At 33.3% G+C, this 22,549-nt stretch carries 23 protein-coding genes and 2 tRNA genes; 16 read left to right on the forward strand and 9 right to left on the reverse strand.

The window, feature by feature from the left end; all coding sequences use genetic code 11:
- Positions 1-252: 252 nt before the first annotated feature.
- Entirely contained in the window at positions 253-975 is a 723-nt protein-coding gene (locus SCB73_RS10720; RefSeq protein WP_320570009.1) for a murein L,D-transpeptidase catalytic domain family protein, read from the forward strand.
- On the opposite strand, the gene SCB73_RS10725 is transcribed toward SCB73_RS10720, so the two are convergent.
- Together SCB73_RS10725 and SCB73_RS10730 are read right to left on the reverse strand one after the other, a co-directional pair.
- Positions 964-2,559, reverse strand: a complete 1,596-nt coding sequence (locus SCB73_RS10725; protein WP_320570010.1) for a L,D-transpeptidase family protein — start codon at positions 2,557-2,559, stop codon at positions 964-966. The genes SCB73_RS10720 and SCB73_RS10725 overlap by 12 nt on opposite strands.
- 1 nt (position 2,560) lies before the next feature.
- Positions 2,561-2,998: a GNAT family N-acetyltransferase gene (locus SCB73_RS10730; RefSeq protein WP_320570011.1), complete on the reverse strand. Its 438-nt coding sequence runs from the start codon at positions 2,996-2,998 to the stop codon at positions 2,561-2,563.
- 135 nt (positions 2,999-3,133) lie between these two features.
- Here SCB73_RS10730 and SCB73_RS10735 point away from each other — a divergent pair.
- Positions 3,134-3,206: transfer RNA gene (locus SCB73_RS10735), tRNA-Gly, on the forward strand.
- Between the two features lie 66 nt (positions 3,207-3,272).
- Positions 3,273-3,345 (forward strand) — tRNA-Gly (locus SCB73_RS10740).
- Positions 3,346-3,509: 164 nt separating this feature from the next.
- On the opposite strand, the gene pepE is transcribed toward SCB73_RS10740, so the two are convergent.
- Complete coding sequence (pepE, locus tag SCB73_RS10745) at positions 3,510-4,217, reverse strand: dipeptidase PepE (RefSeq protein ID WP_320570012.1); 708 nt, start codon at positions 4,215-4,217, stop codon at positions 3,510-3,512.
- Positions 4,218-4,382: 165 nt separating this feature from the next.
- Between pepE and SCB73_RS10750 the strand changes: the two genes are divergently transcribed.
- From SCB73_RS10750 to SCB73_RS10780, 7 genes are all read left to right on the forward strand, one after another.
- The gene (locus SCB73_RS10750; protein WP_320570013.1) at positions 4,383-5,150 is read left to right on the forward strand and encodes a carboxypeptidase-like regulatory domain-containing protein; all 768 of its coding nucleotides are present in this window, start codon (positions 4,383-4,385) and stop codon (positions 5,148-5,150) included.
- Between the two features lie 70 nt (positions 5,151-5,220).
- A complete protein-coding gene (locus tag SCB73_RS10755) occupies positions 5,221-5,865 on the forward strand; it encodes a carboxypeptidase-like regulatory domain-containing protein (protein WP_320570014.1) in 645 nt (214 codons plus the stop codon).
- Complete coding sequence (locus SCB73_RS10760) at positions 5,855-6,610, forward strand: hypothetical protein (RefSeq protein WP_320570015.1); 756 nt, start codon at positions 5,855-5,857, stop codon at positions 6,608-6,610. Before SCB73_RS10755 ends, SCB73_RS10760 begins: the two co-directional genes overlap by 11 nt.
- Positions 6,607-7,113, forward strand: a complete 507-nt coding sequence (locus SCB73_RS10765; RefSeq protein ID WP_320570016.1) for a DUF6702 family protein — start codon at positions 6,607-6,609, stop codon at positions 7,111-7,113. Before SCB73_RS10760 ends, SCB73_RS10765 begins: the two co-directional genes overlap by 4 nt.
- A 66-nt stretch (positions 7,114-7,179) precedes the next feature.
- On the forward strand, positions 7,180-9,426 hold the full coding sequence (locus tag SCB73_RS10770; RefSeq protein WP_320570017.1) for a M1 family metallopeptidase: 2,247 nt from the start codon (positions 7,180-7,182) through the stop codon (positions 9,424-9,426).
- Between the two features lie 105 nt (positions 9,427-9,531).
- Complete coding sequence (locus SCB73_RS10775) at positions 9,532-9,879, forward strand: Sec-independent protein translocase subunit TatA/TatB (RefSeq protein WP_320570018.1); 348 nt, start codon at positions 9,532-9,534, stop codon at positions 9,877-9,879.
- Position 9,880: 1 nt separating this feature from the next.
- Entirely contained in the window at positions 9,881-10,444 is a 564-nt protein-coding gene (locus SCB73_RS10780; RefSeq protein ID WP_320570019.1) for a phosphatase PAP2 family protein, read from the forward strand.
- 68 nt (positions 10,445-10,512) lie between these two features.
- Here SCB73_RS10780 and SCB73_RS10785 read toward each other — a convergent pair whose 3' ends face one another.
- The 4 genes from SCB73_RS10785 to SCB73_RS10800 all read right to left on the reverse strand — a co-directional run bounded on the left by SCB73_RS10785 (position 10,513) and on the right by SCB73_RS10800 (position 13,312).
- Entirely contained in the window at positions 10,513-11,232 is a 720-nt protein-coding gene (locus SCB73_RS10785; RefSeq protein WP_320570020.1) for a phytanoyl-CoA dioxygenase family protein, read from the reverse strand.
- A 160-nt stretch (positions 11,233-11,392) separates the two neighbouring features.
- The gene (locus SCB73_RS10790; RefSeq protein WP_320570021.1) at positions 11,393-12,034 is read right to left on the reverse strand and encodes an O-methyltransferase; all 642 of its coding nucleotides are present in this window, start codon (positions 12,032-12,034) and stop codon (positions 11,393-11,395) included.
- 111 nt (positions 12,035-12,145) lie between these two features.
- Entirely contained in the window at positions 12,146-12,511 is a 366-nt protein-coding gene (locus tag SCB73_RS10795; RefSeq protein ID WP_320570022.1) for a hypothetical protein, read from the reverse strand.
- 207 nt (positions 12,512-12,718) lie between these two features.
- A complete protein-coding gene (locus tag SCB73_RS10800) occupies positions 12,719-13,312 on the reverse strand; it encodes a YceI family protein (RefSeq protein WP_320570023.1) in 594 nt (197 codons plus the stop codon).
- A gap of 231 nt (positions 13,313-13,543) precedes the next feature.
- On the opposite strand from SCB73_RS10800, the gene rlmN reads away from it, so the two are divergent.
- Positions 13,544-14,587, forward strand: a complete 1,044-nt coding sequence (gene rlmN, locus SCB73_RS10805; protein ID WP_320570024.1) for a dual-specificity RNA methyltransferase RlmN — start codon at positions 13,544-13,546, stop codon at positions 14,585-14,587.
- A 247-nt stretch (positions 14,588-14,834) separates the two neighbouring features.
- On the opposite strand, the gene SCB73_RS10810 is transcribed toward rlmN, so the two are convergent.
- Positions 14,835-15,695 (reverse strand): hypothetical protein, encoded by an 861-nt coding sequence (locus SCB73_RS10810; RefSeq protein WP_320570025.1) that lies wholly within the window; start codon positions 15,693-15,695, stop codon positions 14,835-14,837.
- 162 nt (positions 15,696-15,857) lie between these two features.
- Between SCB73_RS10810 and SCB73_RS10815 the strand changes: the two genes are divergently transcribed.
- Positions 15,858-16,835, forward strand: a complete 978-nt coding sequence (locus SCB73_RS10815) for a polyprenyl synthetase family protein (protein WP_320570026.1) — start codon at positions 15,858-15,860, stop codon at positions 16,833-16,835.
- Positions 16,836-16,948: 113 nt separating this feature from the next.
- Here the strand turns inward: SCB73_RS10815 and SCB73_RS10820 are convergent, their stop codons facing one another.
- The gene (locus SCB73_RS10820; protein WP_320570027.1) at positions 16,949-17,467 is read right to left on the reverse strand and encodes a hypothetical protein; all 519 of its coding nucleotides are present in this window, start codon (positions 17,465-17,467) and stop codon (positions 16,949-16,951) included.
- Positions 17,468-17,775: 308 nt separating this feature from the next.
- Here SCB73_RS10820 and SCB73_RS10825 point away from each other — a divergent pair, with 308 nt between their 5' ends.
- The 4 genes from SCB73_RS10825 to dnaG all read left to right on the forward strand — a co-directional run bounded on the left by SCB73_RS10825 (position 17,776) and on the right by dnaG (position 22,521).
- Complete coding sequence (locus SCB73_RS10825; protein ID WP_320570028.1) at positions 17,776-18,336, forward strand: RNA polymerase sigma factor; 561 nt, start codon at positions 17,776-17,778, stop codon at positions 18,334-18,336.
- A complete protein-coding gene (locus SCB73_RS10830; protein ID WP_320570029.1) occupies positions 18,323-19,054 on the forward strand; it encodes a hypothetical protein in 732 nt (243 codons plus the stop codon). Before SCB73_RS10825 ends, SCB73_RS10830 begins: the two co-directional genes overlap by 14 nt.
- Before the next feature lie 219 nt (positions 19,055-19,273).
- Positions 19,274-20,323, forward strand: a complete 1,050-nt coding sequence (locus SCB73_RS10835; RefSeq protein WP_320570030.1) for a coiled-coil domain-containing protein — start codon at positions 19,274-19,276, stop codon at positions 20,321-20,323.
- A 128-nt stretch (positions 20,324-20,451) separates the two neighbouring features.
- Positions 20,452-22,521, forward strand: a complete 2,070-nt coding sequence (dnaG, locus tag SCB73_RS10840; protein ID WP_320570031.1) for a DNA primase — start codon at positions 20,452-20,454, stop codon at positions 22,519-22,521.
- Positions 22,522-22,549 lie beyond the last annotated feature (28 nt).

Consider the following 22,549-nt stretch of genomic DNA (forward strand, 5'->3'; position numbering starts at 1 on the left):
TACAGTTTCAATGGCCAAAAATACTATTTAATTGTATTTTCTTTAAGAAAAAGTAAGAAAATATTTATTTTATACTTATGATAAAAAATCCTACAAAAGCGACGTGTTTTTTGTTTGAAATGCAAAATTTTTACTATTATTCTGTTAAAGTTTTAGTAAAAAAACACTGTTTCAGCGTGTTGCAATTGAATCGCTATAATTTTTTTATATTTTTGCCTTACCCAAATTTAGATATTAACCTAAAGAAATTCAATGATTTACAAAATTTACCCTCTGTTTGTGTTTTTCCTGTTGTCTTTTGGTAAAGATTCAAAAAGCACTCCCGAAATTAAAACTGCAGCAACAAAAAGTGTCGCTAAAGTTGAAAAACTTACAGTTGATGCTAAGGTTGAAAGTGTGTACAGCAATTTAAATGCAAATCATTTTCAGTTGCCAGAGCTAAAAACTTTTTCTGAAGCTTTGAAAGGATTTTATCTTTTAAAAGAAAAAGGAGTAATTCAAAAAGATATTTTGACTTTGATCGATTTTAGTTTATCATCAAATATGAAACGTCTTTGGGTGATTGACCTGTCAACCAATACTATTTTATATCAGTCATTAGTAGCGCATGGAAGAAATACTGGAGAAGAATTTGCAACTTCATTTTCAAACAATAATTCTTCTTATAAAAGTAGTTTAGGCTTTTACGCTACAGGCGAAATTTATCAAGGAAAACACGGAGCGTCTTTGCGTCTAGATGGCTTGGAAAAAGGTTTTAACAGCAATGCTCGCGAAAGAGGCGTTGTAATGCATGGCGCTGATTATGTGTCAGAATCATTTATAAGAGATCATAAAAGATTAGGCAGAAGCCAAGGTTGTCCTGCAATTCCATTTGAATTGCGTGATGAAATAATTGAAGCTATAAAAGGAAAATCGTGTTTGTATATTTACCATCCATCAAGAAGTTTCTCAATGGAAGAAAAGCTAATTTCTTAATTTAGCATACAAATCCGCATCTAGATTATAAATATCAGCTCTAAAAATGAGCTGATTTTTTTTGCTCCAAGCTGTCCAATACCATTGGTATAAAGCATATTTTTTAGTGATTTTGATGCTTGTGGTTTTTTTGGAAGCAATTATCGTATCGATTTTTATTTTCGAAAAACGTATCGAATCGGCTAAAATATGCTCAGCCAATTCTAAAGGATTTTCTATACGAACACATCCAGAACTTAAAGAACGGTTGTTTCGCCCAAAGTAGTTGCGATGATTCGTGTCGTGCAAATAAACGCTATGATGATTAGGAAATAAAATTTTCACCAGCCCTAATGAATTGTTATAGCCAGGACTTTGAATGTAGCGGTAATTGTGAGGTTTGTTTTCATTCCATGCGTTTGGAGCAACTACATTTCCTGAGGTATCGTATATAGTTATGTTTTTGTTGGCCAAATAATTTCTATTGCGTTTCATGGCGGGCACAACATCTTCTTTTAAAATAGTTGGCGGAACTGTCCAAGTCGGGTTAAAAACCACTGTTTTTAACGTCGAAGTGATTATTGGTGTTTTTCTTTTGCTCGTGCCCACCACAATATTTCTGACCAAGGTTGTGTCTTGGTTTTCAACAACATTTAGGCTGTAATCTGGAATGTTTATTATGAAATAATTTTCAGCAAAATCAGCTGTAAACCATCTCCAACGTTCTAAGTTGGCAATGATTTGCTGTTTTCTTTTTTCTTTGGAATAATTCAAAGCACTTATTGTTCCTTGACCAATAATCCCATCAGCAGCTAAACCATGTCGTTCTTGAAATCTTTTGATTGACTCAAATGTTTTGTTGTCGTAAATTTTGGTCAAAACGCTATCTTTTCCAGTCATGTCGCCCCAAAATAAAAGTTTTTTCTTGATGTTGATTAGCGCAGCATTGCTCTCGTTTAAACTTATTTTTTTTGTCAAAGAATCGGTAGTAATCTGTTCGATATCGTCATCAGGAAAAGTATTTATGATTTCAAGAGCCTTTAGCAGTTCTTTATAAGTCTCAGATTTCGGCTGAATATTATCGACAATACTGTCTAATTTGTTCTTGTTGAAAGCTTTGATAAGAACATTATTCACATCCAAAATTTTTTCATCCAAATCCCAATCGGTGTAGATTGTTTTAGGATCTAGTTTTCCTTTAAAAAGATGATTCAGGTATTTTTCAAAATTATAAGTCAGCAAAATATCATAAGTGGCCAAATCAGTATCGTTAAGCGAGCCAATTCTTTTTTCGAATTTTTGCAATTGTGAAGCTTTGTAATCTTCTGGATCTAAGCCCAGTTTGTCTGAATTTTGCAGTTGTGACAAAACATAAGCTCTCTTTTTAAGGTTCCCCCAAACAGTTTTATTTTCAGATGAAAGATAAAACTGTTTAAGAGTTTCACTTTTATAAGCGCCTATTATAGCGGTATCAATTTCAACTTTTCTTTCGTCAGTAAGTATGATTGCTGGCGCCTTTTTTTTGACAACAGGAATAATTTTTGGCTCGTCTTTTTTGCAACCAAAAAGTACACATATTACTAAAAGAAAGTAAAGTTTTTTCATTTTATAGTTTTTTATACATCAAATAATGTTCGCCAACATCTTTAATGTCAAAAGGTTCTCCTAAAACCTCGTAATTCATTTTTTTATAAAAGCCAACAGCGGCAGTTCGTGCGTTAAACCAAATCAATTCAACATTGTTTTCATTGCAGTAATTTTCGCAATGTTTCACAAGAGCTTCTCCAAATCCTTTTTTCTGATGCGTTCCTAAAACGGCCATTCCTCGAATCTGAGCTTGATTCTTTTCGGCAAATATAGAGTTGCTTTGTTGAAATAACGAAATTATTCCTGTTAAATTTTTATTTTCAAATAAACCAAAATGATGTGTTGTGTCTAAATCATCGCCTTCAAAGATGCAACTTTCAATAGGTTTTCCTGCTCTTAAAACAGGTTGACGAACAATATAAGTCTCTTTTGACGGGATTTCTTTAATAATAGTCATGATTTTTTTTATTTTTTTTTAATTTATAACTTTTTAATTTTAAATGTGTTATAAATTTTTGTTGTTTTTTATTGATTTTTTTTGCCCAAAAGCTTGTTTTGAACTTAACTTTCTTTTTATATTTGCACCACCAATGCGAAAGTAGCTCAGTTGGTAGAGCTCCAGCCTTCCAAGCTGGTTGTCGCGAGTTCGAGCCTCGTCTTTCGCTCTAAAATAAATAATTTTAGATTTTATTTTTTTAGAAATTAAAATTATTTATATTTGCACCACCAATGCGAAAGTAGCTCAGTTGGTAGAGCTCCAGCCTTCCAAGCTGGTTGTCGCGAGTTCGAGCCTCGTCTTTCGCTCTTCAAAAGCCTCAAACATTGTTTGAGGCTTTTTTGTTTTTAGGCTAATGCAAATCCCAATGTTTCAAATCCCAAATTTCAATCTTTTTGATTCATGCGTTTTAGTCTTGGAATTTGGACCCGAGCGATAGCGAATAGGCGAAGCAATTTGAAACATTGGGATTTTATTTTAAATTGCTCAAATCGCTTTCAGTTTCTAATTCGATTGGAGTTTCGTTTTGTTTGAACAAACGTGCTGTCAAATTTCCTTTCAAAGTGATTTTTTCGCCTTTTACTTCCAGCCAGCTTCCTTCTCGTAAACCTAAAACCGGAATTGAATTGAATGCATGAAATTCTTTAATTCTAGTTTCTCGTGTTTCGCCCATATGTTTGGATTGCAAATCTGGATCTAAATAATGCGGATTTAAGTTGAAAGGAATTAATCCTAAAGTCTGAAAACTTGGCGGGTAAATAATAGGCATGTCGTTTGTCGTTTGCATTGACAAACCGCAAATATTGCTTCCGGCGCTTGTTCCTAAATATGGCGTGCCGTTTTTTACAGTTTCGGCAAGAAGTTGCATGATATTGTTTTTGTAAAGCTGCGTTACGAGCAAAAAAGTATTCCCGCCACCTGTAAATATGCCGTCTGCATTTTTGATTGCATTTTGTGCATCTTCAAATTCATGAATTCCTTTTACTGAAATGTTAATAGTTGCAAAAGCCTGCGAAACTTTTTGCGTGTATTCGTCATGCGAAATGCCGCTCGGGCGCGCATACGGAATAAATAAAATGCTTTTGCAATTTTTAAAATGAGATTGTAAAGTAGGTAATAAATACTCTAAATAACTGCCTTCGTGAAGAGTAGAAGTGCTGGCAATAATGATGCTTTTCATATTTTTTTAAAATCAGATTCTGTATGCTAAAGGTATTAAAAACTCTCTTTTTTGTGAAGATTGCCAAGGTTTAATTAACATATTTTTACCAAGTCCTTAATATTAAATTTTGAACACATTAAGATATTTTTACGGCTTTAAGAATAATTTTAATTTTTTGTCACTTTGATTAATAAAATTGCCTGTTTTTTGTTGGTGTTTTGCGGGCAGAATGCCATTTCGCAAGTTGAGGAGCGAACGGTCATTAGCGGAAAAATTATTTCCACCTGTGCCGATTTGGAAGGAGTGTATGTGATTAATGCACAAACTGAGGCGATGACTGTGACCGATGCATTGGGTGGTTTTTCTATTTTGGCAAATGCTGGAGAAACTCTTGTTTTTTCATCGATACAATTCAAAGAGAAAAGGATTTTATTGACGGCTGAAAATTTTTCAGATCTTAATTTTACAGTAAGATTGAGCATGATCATGCATCAGCTTCAGGAAGTTGTGATTAGAAATTATAACGGAATTAATGCAGAATCGTTAGGAATCGTTCCATACGGACAAAAAACATACACTCAGGCGGAAAGAAGACTTCGTACTGCAACTGCCTTAGATGCGCAAGCAAATGGCGGAACAATGGCGGGAGGGTCAATTTCTGCAGATCCTTTGCTGAATTTTTTCTCAGGAAGAACCGCGATGCTTAAAAAAGAAGCCGAAGTGGAGAAAAAAGAGGCTTTTATGAAGCTTTTGGAGCGCATGTTTACTCTTGAGCATTTTGTGAATGTTTTGAAGATTCCTAGTGAATATGTAAAAGGTTTTGAATATTATGCCGTTGAAAATGATAAGTTTACAGTCATTTTAAACTCAAAAAATAAAACTTCGACCGAGTTTTTGTTGGCAGAATTAGCAACAAAATATAAAGAAATGATTGCCAGTGAAATCAAATAATACTTTACATATACTATTTTTTGTGTTTCTGATGCAGTTTGGCTTTGGCCAAAATTTAGTCAGAAAAGAAATGCTTGGGCAAATTTTTGAGCAGTCAACTTCGGTTGATGGCGTAAATATTGTCAATAATACAACGCAAGTTTCTACGATTTCAGATGTCAACGGAATGTTTTCGATTGCCGTAAAAGAAGGCGACGTGCTGGTTTTTTCATCTGTAAATTTAGATCCGTTAAAACATAGAATTACTGCTGAAGATTTGGATTTAGATAAAATTCTGATCAAAATGACAGCCAAAGAAATTGAGTTGAAGGAGGTTGTGGTAAATGAAAATCCCTCTATTACAACTGAAAACCTCGGAATTGTCCCGCACGGACAAAAAACATACACGCCTGCAGAGAGAAAAGTTTATACAGCCACTTCAACCTCAATAGATAAATTGTTGAATAAAATTTCTGGACGCACTGCAATGCTTAAAAAAGAAGTGGTTGTAGAGAAAAAAGAAATGCTTTTCAGGAAATTAGAATATCTTTTTGAAGAGAATTATTATACTGACCGATTGAAAATTCCTGTAGATGATATCAAAGGATTTCAATTATTTTGTGTGGATGATGCTCAATTTGCCGTATCTTTGAATACAAAGAACAAAACAATGAGTATGTTTTTAATCACAGATTTAGCCAGAAAGTATTTAATAATTCTAGAAAATGAAAAATAGTTTATCAGTATTCGTTGTTTGCTTGTTTTGTCAAATTGCATTAGGGCAAAATACAACCAGAATACCACTTCACGGGCAAGTGGTAAATACAGCATTAGCAATAGAAAGTGGCCATGTAATGAATATTAATGCAAATACCAGAACTTTTATAGGTGTTGGTGGATTGTTTGATATTTTGGCAAGACCAAAAGACACTTTGGTATTTACTGGAATGGCTTTTCAGTCAAAAAAAATTGTATTGACTGAGAAAGATTGCTCAGAAATTCTTTTGACAGTGCCATTGGAATTAGTAAATAATCAATTAAAGGAAGTTGTTGTTCATAAAGATCTAAAAGTGAAAACATTGGGAGTTGGATCTCAGGCAATTGTAGATACGCAATTTGAAGATGACAACCAGTCTACAGCTAAAAATTCGGCAATGTATTCTGATCAAACCATAAAATACGGAACGGATTTTGTCCGAATCTTTAAAGATGTCAAAAAGCTTTTGAAGAAAAAAGAGGATGTAAAAGAAGAAGAAATATCAGATATTGCTTTCGTTGCTTACACGAAAGATAATTTCAAACCCGATTTTTTTACTAAAACATTAGGACTGAAAGAAGATGAAATAGATTTGTTTTTGATGTATTGTTCTAATGATCCAGAGTCTAAGCGACACGTTAGTCCAGATCAAAAATTTGAATTGATAGATTTTTTGATCAATAAGAATAAGGAATTTAAAAAATCCATTGTTACTGAAAAATGAAAAAAAGATTGATTTACCCCTTAATTGGGGTTTTATTTTTATTGCTATCGGCATTTGCATTTCATAAATTTTACATGGGTGTTTTTCAAGTAAATTATGCTGCTGATAAAAAAATGATTCAAATTACATCCAGAATTTTTGTTGATGATTTGAATAACGGAATAGAGAAAAAATACCATAAAAAAACATTTATTGGTACTGAAAAAGAAACTCCGGAAGATGTTGAGATTTTGAAAAAATACCTTGCTGAGAATTTTACCATAAAAGTTAATGGGCAACCAAAAGTAATTGCATTTTTATCAAAAGAAGTAGAATCTGGAGATGTTTTGGTTTGTTATTCTAGAATAAAAGATATTGATAAATTCAAGACGCTCGAAATTTCAAATACAATTTTAGTAGATTGGAACGCTGAACAGCAAAACATTACACATATTTCAGCGTTTGGCACAAAAAAGAGTGTGCTTTTTACAGAATCTTCAAGGAAAGAAGTGTTAAAGTATTAATGAATGGGTGAAATTATCATTTTAATTGTTATTTTCACACCCTGATAAAATTACCATTAAACTTTTATGAAAAAACTTTCGCTATTATTACTTTTTCCAGCGATGTTGGTTGCTCAGGAAAAAGCAAATACCCCGCCAGCTCCAAGACAACAAGGAAAGTATGACACAAACAAATTCAGCCAAATGTATGATTTGTTGGCTACTCCAAATATGTTTCGTACAGCATCTGGAGCGCCTGGACCAGCATATTACCAACAACAGGCCGATTATAAAATTGATATCGAATTAGACGATAAGAATTCAAAAATAACAGGATCTGAGGTGATTACCTATTCTAACAATTCACCAGACAGTTTAGAATATTTATGGATTCAACTTGATCAAAATCAAGCAAGAGCAAACGGACAAACTTCTTTAGCAGAAGGAGAAAAATTGAGTCAGGTTTTGCCACTTGAAGGTTTTGCTAATAAATATCTAAAAAAAGATCTAGAGCGTGGTTTTAATATTGAGCAAGTAAAAGATGCTAAAGGAAACCCAATGTCATATACCATCAATGAAACAATGATGCGTATTAATTTGGCTACTCCTTTAAAATCAGGTGAAAAAATCTCTTTAGCTATAAAATGGTGGTACAATATCAATAATTACAGAAAAGAAGGTGGACGTTCTGGTTATGAATTATTCGAAAAAGACGGCAATAAATTATATGTAATTGCGCAATTCTACCCAAGAATGGCAGTTTACAATGATGTTGAAGGATGGCAGAATATGCAGTTCTGGGGAAGCGGAGAGTTCGCTCTTCCTTTTGGAAACTTCGATGTTAATATCACAGTTCCTGCTGATCACGTAATTGACGCAACTGGAGAATTGATGAACAGAAGTGAAGTTTTCACTGCTGAACAAGTGAAACGTTATGAGCAAGCTCAAAAATCATTTGACAAACCTGTTGTAATTGTAACGCAAGCTGAAGCAGAAGCTGCTGAAAAAGGTTTTTCGGAAAAGAAAAAAACATGGAAATTCAGCGCAAAAAATGTTCGTGATTTCGGAATTGCCTCTTCAAGAAAATTCATTTATGATGCAATGGCTGTAAAGTTAGGCGGAAAAGTGGTTATGGCTGAATCTGTTTATCCAAAAGAAGCAAATCCGCTTTGGGGCGAAACATCGACAATGGTTGTGGCACATACTTTAAAAAGCTATTCTTCTCATACATTTGATTATCCTTATCCAAAAGCAGTTTCAGTTTCTGCGGAAGATCAAGGTATGGAATATCCAATGATTTGCTGGAACTTCGGTCGTCCTGATGAAAATGGAGTAACAAGCAAAGAAGTTAAAAACGGAATGATTGGTGTTGTTATTCATGAAGTAGGACACACTTTCTTCCCAATGATTGTAAATTCAGACGAGCGTCAATGGACTTGGATGGATGAAGGTTTAAACTCGTTCTTAGAATATTTAGCAGAACAAGAATTAGATCCAACTTTCCCATCAAGACGCGGACCAGCTAAAAATATTGTTCCGTACATGAGCGGTGACCAGAAGTTTTTAGAGCCAATTATGTCAAACTCTGAAACGATTGCTCAATTTGGAAATAATGCTTACGGAAAACCAGCTACAGGTCTTAATATTTTAAGAGAAGTTGTAATGGGAAGAGAATTGTTTGATTATGCTTTCAGAACATACGCAAACAGATGGAAATTCAAGCACCCAACTCCTGAGGATTTCTTTAGAACTATGGAAGATGCTTCGGCTGTTGATTTGGATTGGTTTTGGAGAGGATGGTTTTACTCAACTGATTTCGTAGATATCGGAATTAAAGAGGTGAAACAATATTATGTTTCTGAGACTCCAACTACTGATTTAAAAGATGTAAAAGTTAGAAAAGGACGTTTTGGTTTAGATAAAGGACCATTCGTATATTTAGTTTCTGGAGATAACGCTGAAGTTAGCGCATCAAGCAAAAAAGCTTTAAAAGTTGACGACGTAAAATTATTATCAGATTACGTAAATCAAACTTTTACAGCAGAAGAAAAAGCAGGTTTAAAATCGCCTAAATATTTCTACGAAGTAGAATTCAATAAACCAGGAGGAATGATTATGCCAATCTTGGTAGAGATTACTTACGAAGACGGTACAAAAGATAATTACCAATACCCAGCACAAATCTGGAGAAAAAATAATGATACAGCTAAAAAAGTTTATGCAACTTCAAAAGCAATCAAAAGCATTCAGATTGACCCAAAATTAATGACTGCTGATATTGATGTAACCAACAATGCTTGGCCAAAAGCAGAAGAAAAATCAAAATTTGATTAAGGATAAACTAAAAAAGACTCTGAAAAGAGTCTTTTTTTTAAGTAAATTTTAAAACTCTACGCAGCAAAATTTAATATCTTTGTGACCACACAAAATTAAAAAGATATGTTCGGTATAGGAGGAGGAGAATTAGTTTTCATACTGTTTATAGTATTAATGCTTTTTGGTTCAGATAAAGTGCCAGAAATTGCTCGTACAATGGGTAAAGCTATGGCGCAATTAAAAAATGCTACCAATGATATTAAAAGCGAGATTCAAAAAGGAGCTGAGGCAAACGGACTTGATACAAAATCTCTTAACAGTATAACAGGCAATATCAACGCTCAAATCGACGAAGCAAAATCGAATATTTTAGGAGATTCAGGGAATCTTTTAGGAGATACAGCTACAGAAATTGACAAAGTAAAAGAAGATATTGATTCACTTTCAGGACCTATAAAACGTCAAATGTAATATGCTTGAAAAAATACAAGAATTAGATACAAATCTCTTTGTGTATCTGAATGGTTTGGGTTCTGAAACATACGATAAACTTTGGCTGATAATCACCAGTCAGTTGAATTGGACACCTCTTTTTTTATTGATGTTTTATCTTATTTATAAAAAAATAGGAGGGAAACAAACCTTGTATTTATTGCTTTTTATAGCGGTTTTGATTGCTTTTACAGATCAGACTTGCAATTTGTTCAAACATACTTTTCAGCGCTTGCGCCCGTGTAATAATCCTGAATTAAAATCGATTATTCGTATTGTTCAGGTGAGGACATCTTATAGTTTTTTCTCTGGACACGCTGCTAATACAATGGCCGTTGCAACTTTTTTATTCTTGGTTTTAAAAAGCCGTTTCAAGTATTTAGGATTCATCTTTTTATGGCCATTAATTTTTGCTTACAGTCGCATTTATTTAGGATTGCATTATCCAGGTGATATTTTGGCTGGATATTTCTTTGGAGCTCTTTTTGGATCTTTGGTTTATTTATTATACAGAAAATTAAAACCACAATATTTTCCGGGATAAAAAAGATTCTAAGCTTTTAAGATACTGAGTTTCTAAGTTCTTTTTTTTGGAAAATAAAAATGTAAACTTTAATTAAGAATTGTTTTCTCGCTCCATTCCAATCCAATTGGAAGTTGCTCTCTGCTAAATTCAATATGAATAACTCTCCTTCTTTCATTGTTTGTAGTTTTGTTTGAAGCATGAAATAATAAAGGTTTCATAATCATTATGCCACCTTTTTCAACTTCGCAAATAGTTTCTTTTTTATTTTCGAAATCAAGGTTTTCAATTCTCAAAATTCCTTTTGAATGAGAATTATTGATGACTTTTAAAGCGCCATTTTCTTTGGTCGTTTTGTCAATATGAATTCTGATAGTGAAATTATTTTCTAAAACTTCTGTTGGTGGCTGTACGGCAAATTGATTTTGTTTTACGGTCCAATTTTCGAAATTTTCAGCCTCAATTTTTTGATTGACAGAAATAGTCAAATCTTGATGATAGGATACAAACCAATTTGATTTTTCTGGTTTGTCAAAATAAATGGATTTGGTTATAAAGTATCCTTTTCCAAAATTAGATTTGATAATTTCTTTTAAATTTTGATTAAAAATAAAATCTAAGGTTTCAGGTATTTCTTTGTGGAATTGTCTTATAGCAAATAAGTCCTGAGATTTCCTAAAAGTGGCATTTTCAGAATCGTTTTTGGTTGCATTTTCAATTATTGAAATCAGATTTTCGATTTCATTTTCAGTAAAAACATTATTTATAATTGAAAAACCTTGAGAGTTTATTTTGGCTATATACTTCATTTAAAAAAATCTTTAATTACCTCCAGCTTTAGCTGGTGGTAAAATAATATTGCAAAGAAAAGGCTTTAGCAAAATTAGTGAGTATTAAATTTGGCTAAAGCCTTGGAATCTAAATTTCGTTCCTCCAGCTAAAGCTGAAGGCAATTATTTTTTTAATTTTCTATAAAACGCGGCTTACCGTTAGCCCATCACGAATTGGCAACAAAACTGTTTCAACGCGTGGATCATCTTTTAACAGTTGGTTGTATTCTAAAAGGACTTTTGTGCTTATATCATTAGGATGAACCGGTTCCAGAATTTTGCCACTCCACAAAACATTGTCAGACAAAATAATGCCGCCTTTATTCATTTTTGGAACAATCATTTCCCAATAATTGAGGTAGTTTTCCTTATCTGCATCAATAAAAACCAAATCAAATTTTACATCAAGAGTCGGGATAATATCAACAGCTTCACCTAAATGCTGAAAAATTTGATTTCCCCAAGCCGATGCATCAAAATACTTTCTTTGAAAATCAACCAATTCTTCTTTGATATCAATGGTATGCAATTGCCCATTTTCCTGCATTCCTTCGCACAGACATAAAGCAGCGTAACCAGTATAAGTTCCAATTTCAAGAATATTTACGGGACGAATCAATTTAGACAACATGCTCAAAACACGCCCTTGAAAATGGCCGCTCAACATTCTCGGCAAAAGAATTTTTTGATACGTTTCTTTATTGAGTTTTGCCAATAAAGCCGGTTCATTTTCAGAATGCTGTTCAATGTAATCTTCAAGTTCTTGTGAAATAAAATGCATTTTTAGAGTCTTATAAATTTGGCACTAAAATACAAAAATATAAGCTCACTTTTGGGTATAAAAAAACCATTCGTTTTGGCGAATGGTTTTGAATTTGATTTTTAAATGAAATTATTTTTTTAAAGCTTCATTTACTTCTTTTGCTGTTTTTACAGTTCCGTCTTTTGCTGCTTTTGCTGCATTTTCAACTTTTTGAGCTCCTTTTTTAGTTGCGTCTTTTACGTCATCCGCAGCTTTTTTAGTAGCATCTTTTACATCGTCGGCAGCCTTTTTAGTGGCATCCTTAACATCCTGAGCGGCACTTTCAGTTTTGCTTACTGCGCTGTCTTTTACTTCTTCAATATCTGAAGTTAATGAGTCAACTTTGTTTCCAAGTGTTAATTCGTCATCTGCAGGTTTTGGTTCTTTTTTTTCGCATGATTGAACAGCGAATGCTAATAAAGCAACAACAGCTAAGCTTAAAATTTGTTTTTTCATAATGAAATTGTCTTTTTAGGTTTATTAAAAAATAAAGGTTATATCGTCGAAATCATAAAATTACAAATTTTAAAATTAGTGCGCGCTTTGTAAGATTATTTTTCCTTAAATGTGCTAGACAATTCTTGTGCCAAAATTTTATGTAAGAATAAAAACCTATTTACTTTAAGATTTTTTTAAGTATTTTTTAAATCCTCACCACAATATTTATTTGATAACCAACACATTTTCATTTCTTGCAAAATCAACTAAAGTAATATTAAAAAGAACGGTTATTTCTTTTCCAGCTCGTACTACACCAAGAGCAGCTGATGGAGGAGTCATTTCAAAATCAGTAAAATTCATTCGGTTTGAACCTTGCAAAATAAAAGTGCTGTTGTCATTTGTTGTTACTTTTGCTTGAGTTTTAAAATCTTTGCTCACGCCCGCAATGGTAAAAGTGCCGGTTAAAATCCAAGTTGTTTCGTTTACTTTATCAGCTGATTTTAGAGTGTATTTTATGTTTTTATGTGTTTTAGTGTCTAAACATTCATAAGCAACGTCATCCATGCTGGTTTTGCTGCTTTTTACACTCTCGGCGGGCAAGGTAATGGTTAAGTTTTTAATATCGACAAGTTTTGAATCGGTGATGGTTAAAATTGCGCTACCCGTGCCATCTGAAGATCGCATTACCCAATCGTGTATATTAGAAGTTCCTGCAACTTCAAAAGTTGATTTTGTGAGAGAATATCTTTTTTGTGCGTTTACTTGAAGAGATAATGTAATAACAACGGCTAATAAAATTGATTTGATCGTTTTCATTTTGTATGTGGTATTTAGTTAAAACTAGATAGATTATAATTTCTATCTTTTTCTTGAGTCAAAGGTATTTTGAACAAATCGCATAAGAGCTGATAAAAATCATGGTTGAGACTTTATTAAAAGTGTATAATAGGAAAGCAAATAGTTTCTTCTGGTTAGGATTTTTTTGATTTTGATTTAAGAATGTATCTAAAAATCAAAAAAAAGGACAAAAGTGATTAACTTTGCAGCATGCAAATCGAAAAGAAAGACATAAGAGCCTTATCAAAAGAACAATTGCGTGATTTTTTTGTCGCAAACAAAGACAAAGCTTTCCGAGGCAATCAGGTTTATGAATGGCTGTGGAGCAAAGGAGCGCATAGTTTTGATGACATGACAAATGTTGCCAAAACAACGCGTACTATGCTTGAAGAAAATTTTGTAATCAATCATATAAAAGTTGATACCATGCAGCGCAGCAGCGATGGAACGGTGAAAAATGCCGTTCGCTTGCATGATGGTTTAGTGGTAGAATCGGTTTTAATTCCGACAGAAACTAGAACTACAGCTTGTGTTTCTAGCCAAGTTGGTTGTAGTTTGGATTGTAATTTCTGTGCAACGGCGAGATTGAAACGCATGCGAAATTTGGAGCCTGGCGAAATCTATGATCAGATTTTGGCAATTGATAAAGAGAGCCGTTTGTATTACAATCATCCGCTTTCGAATATTGTTTTTATGGGAATGGGAGAGCCTTTAATGAATTACAACAATGTCATTAAAGCGATCGATATGGTCACATCATCAGAAGGTTTAGGAATGTCTCCAAAACGTATTATGGTTTCGACTTCTGGAATTCCGAAAATGATCAAAAAAATGGCCGATGATGAAGTGAAATTCAAATTGGCGGTTTCGTTGCACTCCGCAATTGATGAAACGCGTGCGAAGATTATGCCTTTCAGCAAAAATTTCCCTTTGAAAGATTTGCGTGAAGCATTGGAATATTGGTACAGAAAAACAAAAAGCAAAGTTTCGTACGAATATGTTGTCTGGAAAGGAATAAACGATGATAAAGCCTCGATTGACGCATTGGTTAAATTCTGCAAATATGTGCCTTGTAAAGTCAATTTAATTGAATATAATCCAATTGATGATGGAGAATTTCAGCAAGCTTCAGAAGAGTCAATTATGGCCTACATAAAAGCTTTAGAAAATATTGGAGTTGTGGTAAAAGTGAGACGCAGCCGAGGAAAAGATATTGATGCCGCTTGCGGACAATTGGCAAATAAAGAAGCTTAATAGTTTAGTCCCTACGGGACAAATGAAATATGCACATATTTATTTCTATCAATATGTAATCTCTATGAGATAATCAAAATAAATATGCTCCGTCAGGAGCAACATATTGGTAGAAAAACAACAAATACATACAAATGTCCCGTAGGGACTATATTTTAAAAATAAATTATAATTGCCAAAAAACAAAAAAGCATTAAAAACGAGATTGATCTTGTTTTTAATGCTTTTTTTTTGGGCAAAAAGGATTCTATTTTTTCAAATCGACTTCTTCCGTTACGCCATCTTTTGTAATGGTTGCAAGAGTATTGCATGTTCCGTCACCATAATCAATAACGGCTGTAGCACCATTTTTAGTTATAGACAAAACTCCTTTAACAGGGAAAGATGTTTTGCATGATGCTTTAAATTGTAATGGGGTTGTGATTTCAGCAGAAAAAGTATCACCGTTAGGGAAAGTTGTTGTGCCGCTTCCAGTTACTAAATAAGCATTATCATCCCAGTTGAACCAAGTATCAAAACCTTCAACTTGTTCTTTAACCAGTGTGCCTTTTCGAGTATAAACACTTCCATCGTCAAAAGTAATTGTCATATCGATTGCTGCGGTAAAAACTGGATGCGCAGTTGCAAGCAAATCGGTTGTTTTTACAGTTCGTACTATGCTTTTGCTTCCTTGAAGTTTTTTACCATTGTGATAAAATCCGTCAAAGGTATAACTAATCGTTTGTGTGGATGAGGCGAAATCATTAGAGAAAGAAATAACCATTTTTCCTTTTACGGTATTTCCGTTTTGAAGGGTACAACCTTCTACGCCAAAATCGACAGTTCTTGTCCAGGTATTGTTAGTTAATACTGTTGTAATCGTAGCACAACTCGGAAGGAAATTTTTTACCACACCGCTAGGTTTGGCGGTTACATTTTGTTGTGCGCTAAATTGATCTTCGGCAATATTAGTTACGTCATCAATTGAGGCGTCAATTTTTGAATTTTTGATGATTTCATCTTTTGTGATTGTTGCAGATGATCCGTCATTCATTTTTTCGTCAGAGTTACAGCTGACAAAAAAAGATAAAGCGACTAACGTTCCAATACATAAAATTTTTGTTTTCATAATAAATTAGTTTTACTTGATTTTAATTAATTGAATTCAAATTAGGCTTTAAATAAAATTTGGTGTTTTTGGTGTGAAATTTATATTAGTGCACAAATTGTTGATATACTAACATAAAATTGATAACGTTTTTTTATTTAAAATAGTATATTTGGAATCGAAATGAATATTACTTCCCAAATAAAACAGCCCATTTTTAATGAGATGGAACTTTTTGAAAAAAAGTTCCACGAATCAATGACTTCAAAGGTTGCGTTGCTGAACCGAATTACCTATTATATCGTAAATCGGAAAGGAAAGCAAATGCGCCCAATGTTTGTTTTTCTTACTGCAAAAATGGTTTCTGGAGGTGTTGTAAACGAGCGAACATATCGTGGAGCTTCGGTAATCGAATTGATTCATACGGCCACTTTGGTTCATGATGATGTGGTAGACGACAGTAATCGACGTCGCGGATTTTTCTCTATTAATGCACTTTGGAAAAACAAAATTGCCGTTTTAGTTGGAGATTATTTGCTTTCAAAAGGATTGCTTTTGTCAATCGATAATGGCGATTTTGATTTATTAAGAATTATTTCTGTTGCTGTTCGCGAAATGAGCGAAGGGGAATTGCTTCAAATAGAAAAAGCCCGAAGACTCGATATTACCGAAGATGTTTATTATGAAATTATCCGCAAGAAAACTGCAACACTTATTGCGGCGTGTTGTGCGCTTGGCGCGAAAGCCGTAATTGAAGATGATGTTCAGGTAGAAAATATGCGCAAATTCGGAGAATTGATCGGAATGGCTTTTCAAATTAAAGATGATTTATTCGATTATAGCGAAGAAGCCATCGGGAAACCTACAGGAATCGATATTAAGGAGCAAAAAATGACTTTGCCTTTAATTCACGTTTTAAATACGTGTACTCCACAAGAAAAAAAGTGGCTGATAAATTCCATCAAAAACCACAACAAAGACAAAAAACGCGTAAAAGAAGTTATTGCTTTCGTAAAAAATAATAATGGTTTGGCCTACGCCGAAAACAAAATGGTTGAATTTCAGCAAGAAGCACTTTCTCTGCTTCAAAACTTCGAAGATTCTGAATATAAAGACGCTTTGACTTTGATGGTGAATTATGTTATTGAGAGAAAGAAATAATCTTTATCAATTAGATAATTAGGGAATTTGCCAATTAGATAATTGAGTAGCTATAAAATGAAAAACCTCTTTTAAAATTTTAAAAGAGGTTTTTCATTTTATGATAAGCGGATTTATTCTGCTGGTTCAATTTCTGTTTCAGGTTGCGGTTGCGGTTTTTTCTTAAATTCATCAATAAGACCTAAAAGCATTAATAAAGCAAATACTCCCCATCCAATTGCCCAATACAAACTACTGTTTGATGTGTTTTTTTCCTTTTCTGAGTCTAATTTAGCTTGTGGATCTTGCAAGTTAAAGTTTGGATCATCTTTTAAATAATAAATTTTTAAAGTATTTGATTTTGGCAAATCAGTACTAAAAGTATGTTCTCCTTCATATTTGTTTCCATCAACTTCAAAATGATATCTAAATTCATAAGTTTTAATTGGTACATGGGCAATTTTTACCGTAGTCTCTTTGTATTCAGGATACAATTCTGCTATTGCAGTAGATTTGTCAAAAATCATTTTTTCATAGTTGGAAATCGCTTTGTTGTCTCCTCCTTTGATGTATTCAGATGTACATTGTTTACAGCATGCAATGGCAACGATAAGGATTACAATTCCTCCAATTTTGTCTTTTAAACTCTTCATTTTTAATTTGATTTAGGTTGTTTTTGGTAAATTCTCGAACGTAAATATAAAATATTTAATACGTAAATAGGTATTAATTTGAATAATTGTTGAAATAACGCTTTTAAGTAGAGACAATGCATGTTTAGACCTATTCAGAAGAATTTTGTTTAAGTTTACATAGAATAAATTCCATAGATTCGTCGCGATTTTTGGGATTTAGATTTTATTTTTTTGAATTTTTTTCACTCCCATGCAACCATTTCAAATCGATAATCGTCTATGCTAATAGAAGTCTGTTTCTAAAACCAAAAACCAAAAGCTTATTAATGAAAATTATTTCGTTATATCAAGAAGAAACCAAAATCATAAAGTTGGCCGTCGAAAATAATCGTCAGGCACAACAGCAGATTTATGGTAAATATGCTTCGAAAATGCTAAGCGTCTGCAGACAATATATAAAGGATATTCAGCTGGCAGAAGATGTAATGATAACGGCTTTTATGAAAGTGTTTACGAATTTGAAAAATTTTGAACATAAAGGAAGTTTTGAAGGCTGGATCCGCCGAATAATGGTTAACGAATGTATTTCGTATTTAAGAGTTCAGAAAAAAGTAAAATTTGCCGAAGATGAATTTTTTGTCGAAGAAAGTTTCAACGAAATCGATAGCCAATTTACAGTCGAACAAATTCAGTTTTTAATTGACGCTCTGCCGGATGGCTATAAAATGGTTTTCAATTTATATGCAATCGAAGGCTATAAACACAATGAAATTGCCAAGATGTTAGGAATTAATGAAGGAACATCAAAATCGCAATTATCGCACGCTAGAAAAATGCTGCAAACACAAATTACTATTTTAAAAAAACAAGATAATGGAACCGAATAATTTTGAAAAGGATTTCCGTGAAAAACTAAATCAGCGTGAAATTGAGCCAAGCAACAAAGCCTGGGATCGATTAGATGCCATGTTGAGTGTTGCCGAAGAAAAGAAAACAATTCAACTAACGTCTAAGAAAAAATCGAACAAAAAATGGCTTTATATCGCAGCGAGCGTTGTGGGATTTTTATTGGTTGGAACTTTCTTCTTTAATCAAAAAGAAAATACGATTGAAGCGCCTATAAATTCAGTTGTTGTAAAAGAGACAGGAAAAGATTCAATTGAAAAACCAATTTTAAACAATATCGATTCTTCAAAAACTGAAATTGCACTTTCAGAAAATCATGCAGAAGAAGGTTTGAATCAAGAAGCAAAAATCAATAACCAGAAATCAGATAAAATCAGTAAAAAGGAATCAAACCAAGTAGCGGAGTCTTCAATCATCATCAAAAAAAATCAAGAAAAACCTTCAATCAACAATCAAACTGCAGTTGCTGAAACATCTAAAAAAGAAAGCGTAGATCAATTATTAGAAACTGCTGAAAATAAGGTTGTAGCGGAAAATTCGGCTAAACCCAAAGCTAAAATTAAAGTCAATGCCAATGATTTGCTTAATCAAGTTGATGGCGAATTAGAAGAATCCTTTCGTGAAAAAGTAATCACGAGAGTCAATAAAAACTACCAAACTGTAAAAGTGGCTTTGGCGAACAGGAATCAGCAGGAATAAAGAATTAGTATTAAGAATCAAGTATTAAGTATTAAGAATAAAGTATTAAGAATCAAGTATTAAGAGAATAGAATATAGATTTTTAGTTCCGAAGGAACGAACCATTTTGTAGCGTCGGGTTTCAACCCGATGGGCAAGGAGTTGATCATTCACAATTAACCATTTACAATTCACAATTAAATAAATCATCATCAATCACAATCAATTAAAAAATCAATCATGAAAAATTTTACCATTCATCTCGTAATTTTAATTTTCTTATTTGTCAGTAAGGTTTTCAGTCAGGAAACTTTTGAATCAAAAGCGAAGAAAATTGCCAATAAAATCGAGAAAGTTACTAAAGAAGAAAAAGAAACTTTAAAGCAAGAAGTTGAAGCTGTAAATGTGCAATTGTCTGAAGGGAAAATTACACAAGAACAAGCCGATAAACGCAAAAAAGAATTGGCAGAAGCTAGAGCCATAATCATCGAGGAAAAAGTGACATTGGCACAAAATGAATTGAATGATCTTGTGCAACAAAAAGTAGATGGAAAACTGAAAGAGCAAGATTCTACCAAGAAAAGCAAAATTGTAATTTACTGGGATAAAAACGACTGGAATCACAAAAAATGCAAGGATTCTATTCGTGGAGAAAAAAGAACCACTTCGCAATTTGTTTTTGCAATGGGTTTGAATAATACAATGATTGACGGAAAATACCAGGATTCAAATTACAGTTTTATAGGTTCGCATTTTTATGAGTGGGGTTTCACCTATAACTCAAGATTAATGAAAAATGATAATTTGCTTCATGCTAAATATGGTCTTTCGTTAATGTACAACAACATTCGTCCGACAGACAACCGCTATTTTGTAGTAAACGGCGATCAAACCAATTTAGAAACCAACGCTATAAATTTAACCGAATCACGTTTTAGAAATGTGTATTTAGTGGCGCCAGTGCATTTGGAATTTGATTTTACAAGGCCAACAGTAAAAGATGGAAAGACTTATTTTAAGACCCATAAAAGTTTCCGTTTTGGAATTGGAGGTTACGCCGGAATCAACGTAAAATCAAAACAAATTTTGAAATTCGAAGAAGACGATTTAAAATATAAAAGCAAAGCAAAAGGCGAATACAATGTAAATAATTTCATTTATGGCGTAAGCTCTTACGTAGGATATAAAGAATTAAGCTTGTATGTAAAATACGATTTGAATCCGTTGTTTCAGGACAATTTAGTTAAGGAAAACAATATTTCAATGGGATTGCGTTTAGATTTGAATTAAGTATGACTTTGAGTTTAGTTAGTAGAAAAAGTGCTTCGAAAGAGGCACTTTTTTTAGTTTAATAAATAAATTTCAGGAAGGATTTATGTACTTTTACAAGCTTTCAACTTTAAAAATAAATTTACGTTTTGATTTCACAAAGTACAATTGATGCTGTTTTTGAAACTGCTCGAGTAGAGGAGGTTATTGGCGATTTTGTTAATTTAAAACGTGCCGGAAGTAACTTTAAAGGCTTGAGTCCCTTCTCGGATGAGCGCTCTCCGTCGTTCATGGTTTCGCCAGCAAAAGGAATCTGGAAAGATTTTAGTACGGGAAAAGGAGGGAATTCGGTTAAATTCCTAATGGAACATTCGCAGTTTACTTATCCAGAAGCTATTCGGTATTTAGCTCGAAAATATAATATTGAAATCGAAGAAACGGAACAAACGGATGCTGAAAAAGCCATGACGGATGTTCGCGAAAGTATGTATTTGGTTTCAGAATTTGCAAAAGATTATTTTCATAAGACACTTTTAAATTCGGAAGAAGGAAAAGCGATTGGGCTTTCTTACTTTAAAGAAAGAGGTTTTACGAATGAAACCATCAAAAAATTTAGTTTAGGATATTCGCCAGAAACATGGGATGCTTTAACAAAAGAAGCATTAGGGAAAGGATATAAATTAGAGTTTTTAGAAAGTACAGGTTTAACCATTCCAAGAGAAGACCGTCCATTTGATCGTTTTAAAGGTCGTGTAATGTTCCCGATTGAAAGTATGTCGGGACGTGTTTTAGGTTTCGGAGGACGTATTTTAACCAATGACAAAAAAGCGGCAAAATACCTGAATTCACCAGAAAGCGATATTTACCATAAAAGCAAAGTGCTCTACGGTATTTTTCAGGCAAAACAATCGATAGCAAAACTAAATAATTGCTATTTGGTTGAAGGTTATACCGATGTGATTCAGTTTAATCAATCTGGAATTGAGAATGTCGTGGCGTCATCAGGAACTGCTTTAACGCCAGATCAAATTCGATTGATTAATCGCCTTACCCGAAATATTACGGTACTTTTTGACGGTGACGCAGCGGGACTTCGTGCAGCCATTCGAGGAATCGATTTGATTTTGGAAGAAGGCATGAATGTGAGGGTTTGCGCATTTCCTGATGGAGAAGATCCGGACAGTTTTGCAAGGAAAACGCCTCATGACGAACTAGTTGCTTATCTCGAAAACAACAGTAAAGATTTTATACAGTTTAAGGCTTCGATTTTGATGAACGAAGCTAAAAACGATCCAATCAAAAAAGCCGATTTGATTCGCGATATGGTTGCCAGTATTTCTAAAATACCAGATCGTATTCAGCGTGAAGTATATGTTCAGGAATGTGCCCGAATAATGGATATTTCAGAACAAGTTTTAGTTAGTACATTAGCACAGCTGATTCAAAAAGATATTGCAGAAGCAAATAAAAAGCAAAAACAAGAGCAAAAACCTTTTGAAGTTCATAGAAACCAACCTCCACAAAATGCAGGAAGTTTTTCTGGAGGAGATCCAGAAGATCCAAGAACTGGCCCGCCAGAAGGGTACGATTATCCCGGAGATATGGGCTACCAAGAACCGTCTCAAAAAGTTGATATTTTATATGGTTTTGAAAGGAAAGTTATTGAATTATTGTTGCTTTACGGAAGTGTAGAAGAGGATTTTGAAGATGTTTTCTTGAAAGCAGATGAAGAGGGAAATGTCAAAGAAGTATCCGAAAAACGAAGATATAGAGTTTTTGAAAAAATCTATTTGAGTTTGCAAGAAGACGAAATCGAACTTTCGAATCAATTGTTCCAAGATATTTTCAATAATTTGATTAATTTTTTCAATCAGAATGAAGTTTTCAGTTTAGATAAATATTTGATGCATTTACAACCAGAGTTTGCTCAGGAAGTGACAAATATTTTAATGGAAGATGAAAAAGTGGTCATTCACGATTGGGAAGGGCAAAATATTTTTCCGAAACACAAAAATGTGACTATTGAGCAAAATGTTTCGGATACTATATTTTCATTAAGATGGTTTTTGGTGTCAAAAATCATTCATGATTTGAAAAATTCGTTGATTACAGATCCACAAGATGATAACTCAGAAGTTTTATCGATGGTTGTAGATTATTCTAAATTGTTGAATAATTTTTCGAAGAAATTAGGAAGAGTAGTTGTTCCTTATCACTAAAAAATCAAAAAGCTCTATATTGATAAAC

It is taken from the genome of Flavobacterium sp. KACC 22761 (assembly GCF_034058155.1).
Lineage (GTDB): Bacteria > Bacteroidota > Bacteroidia > Flavobacteriales > Flavobacteriaceae > Flavobacterium.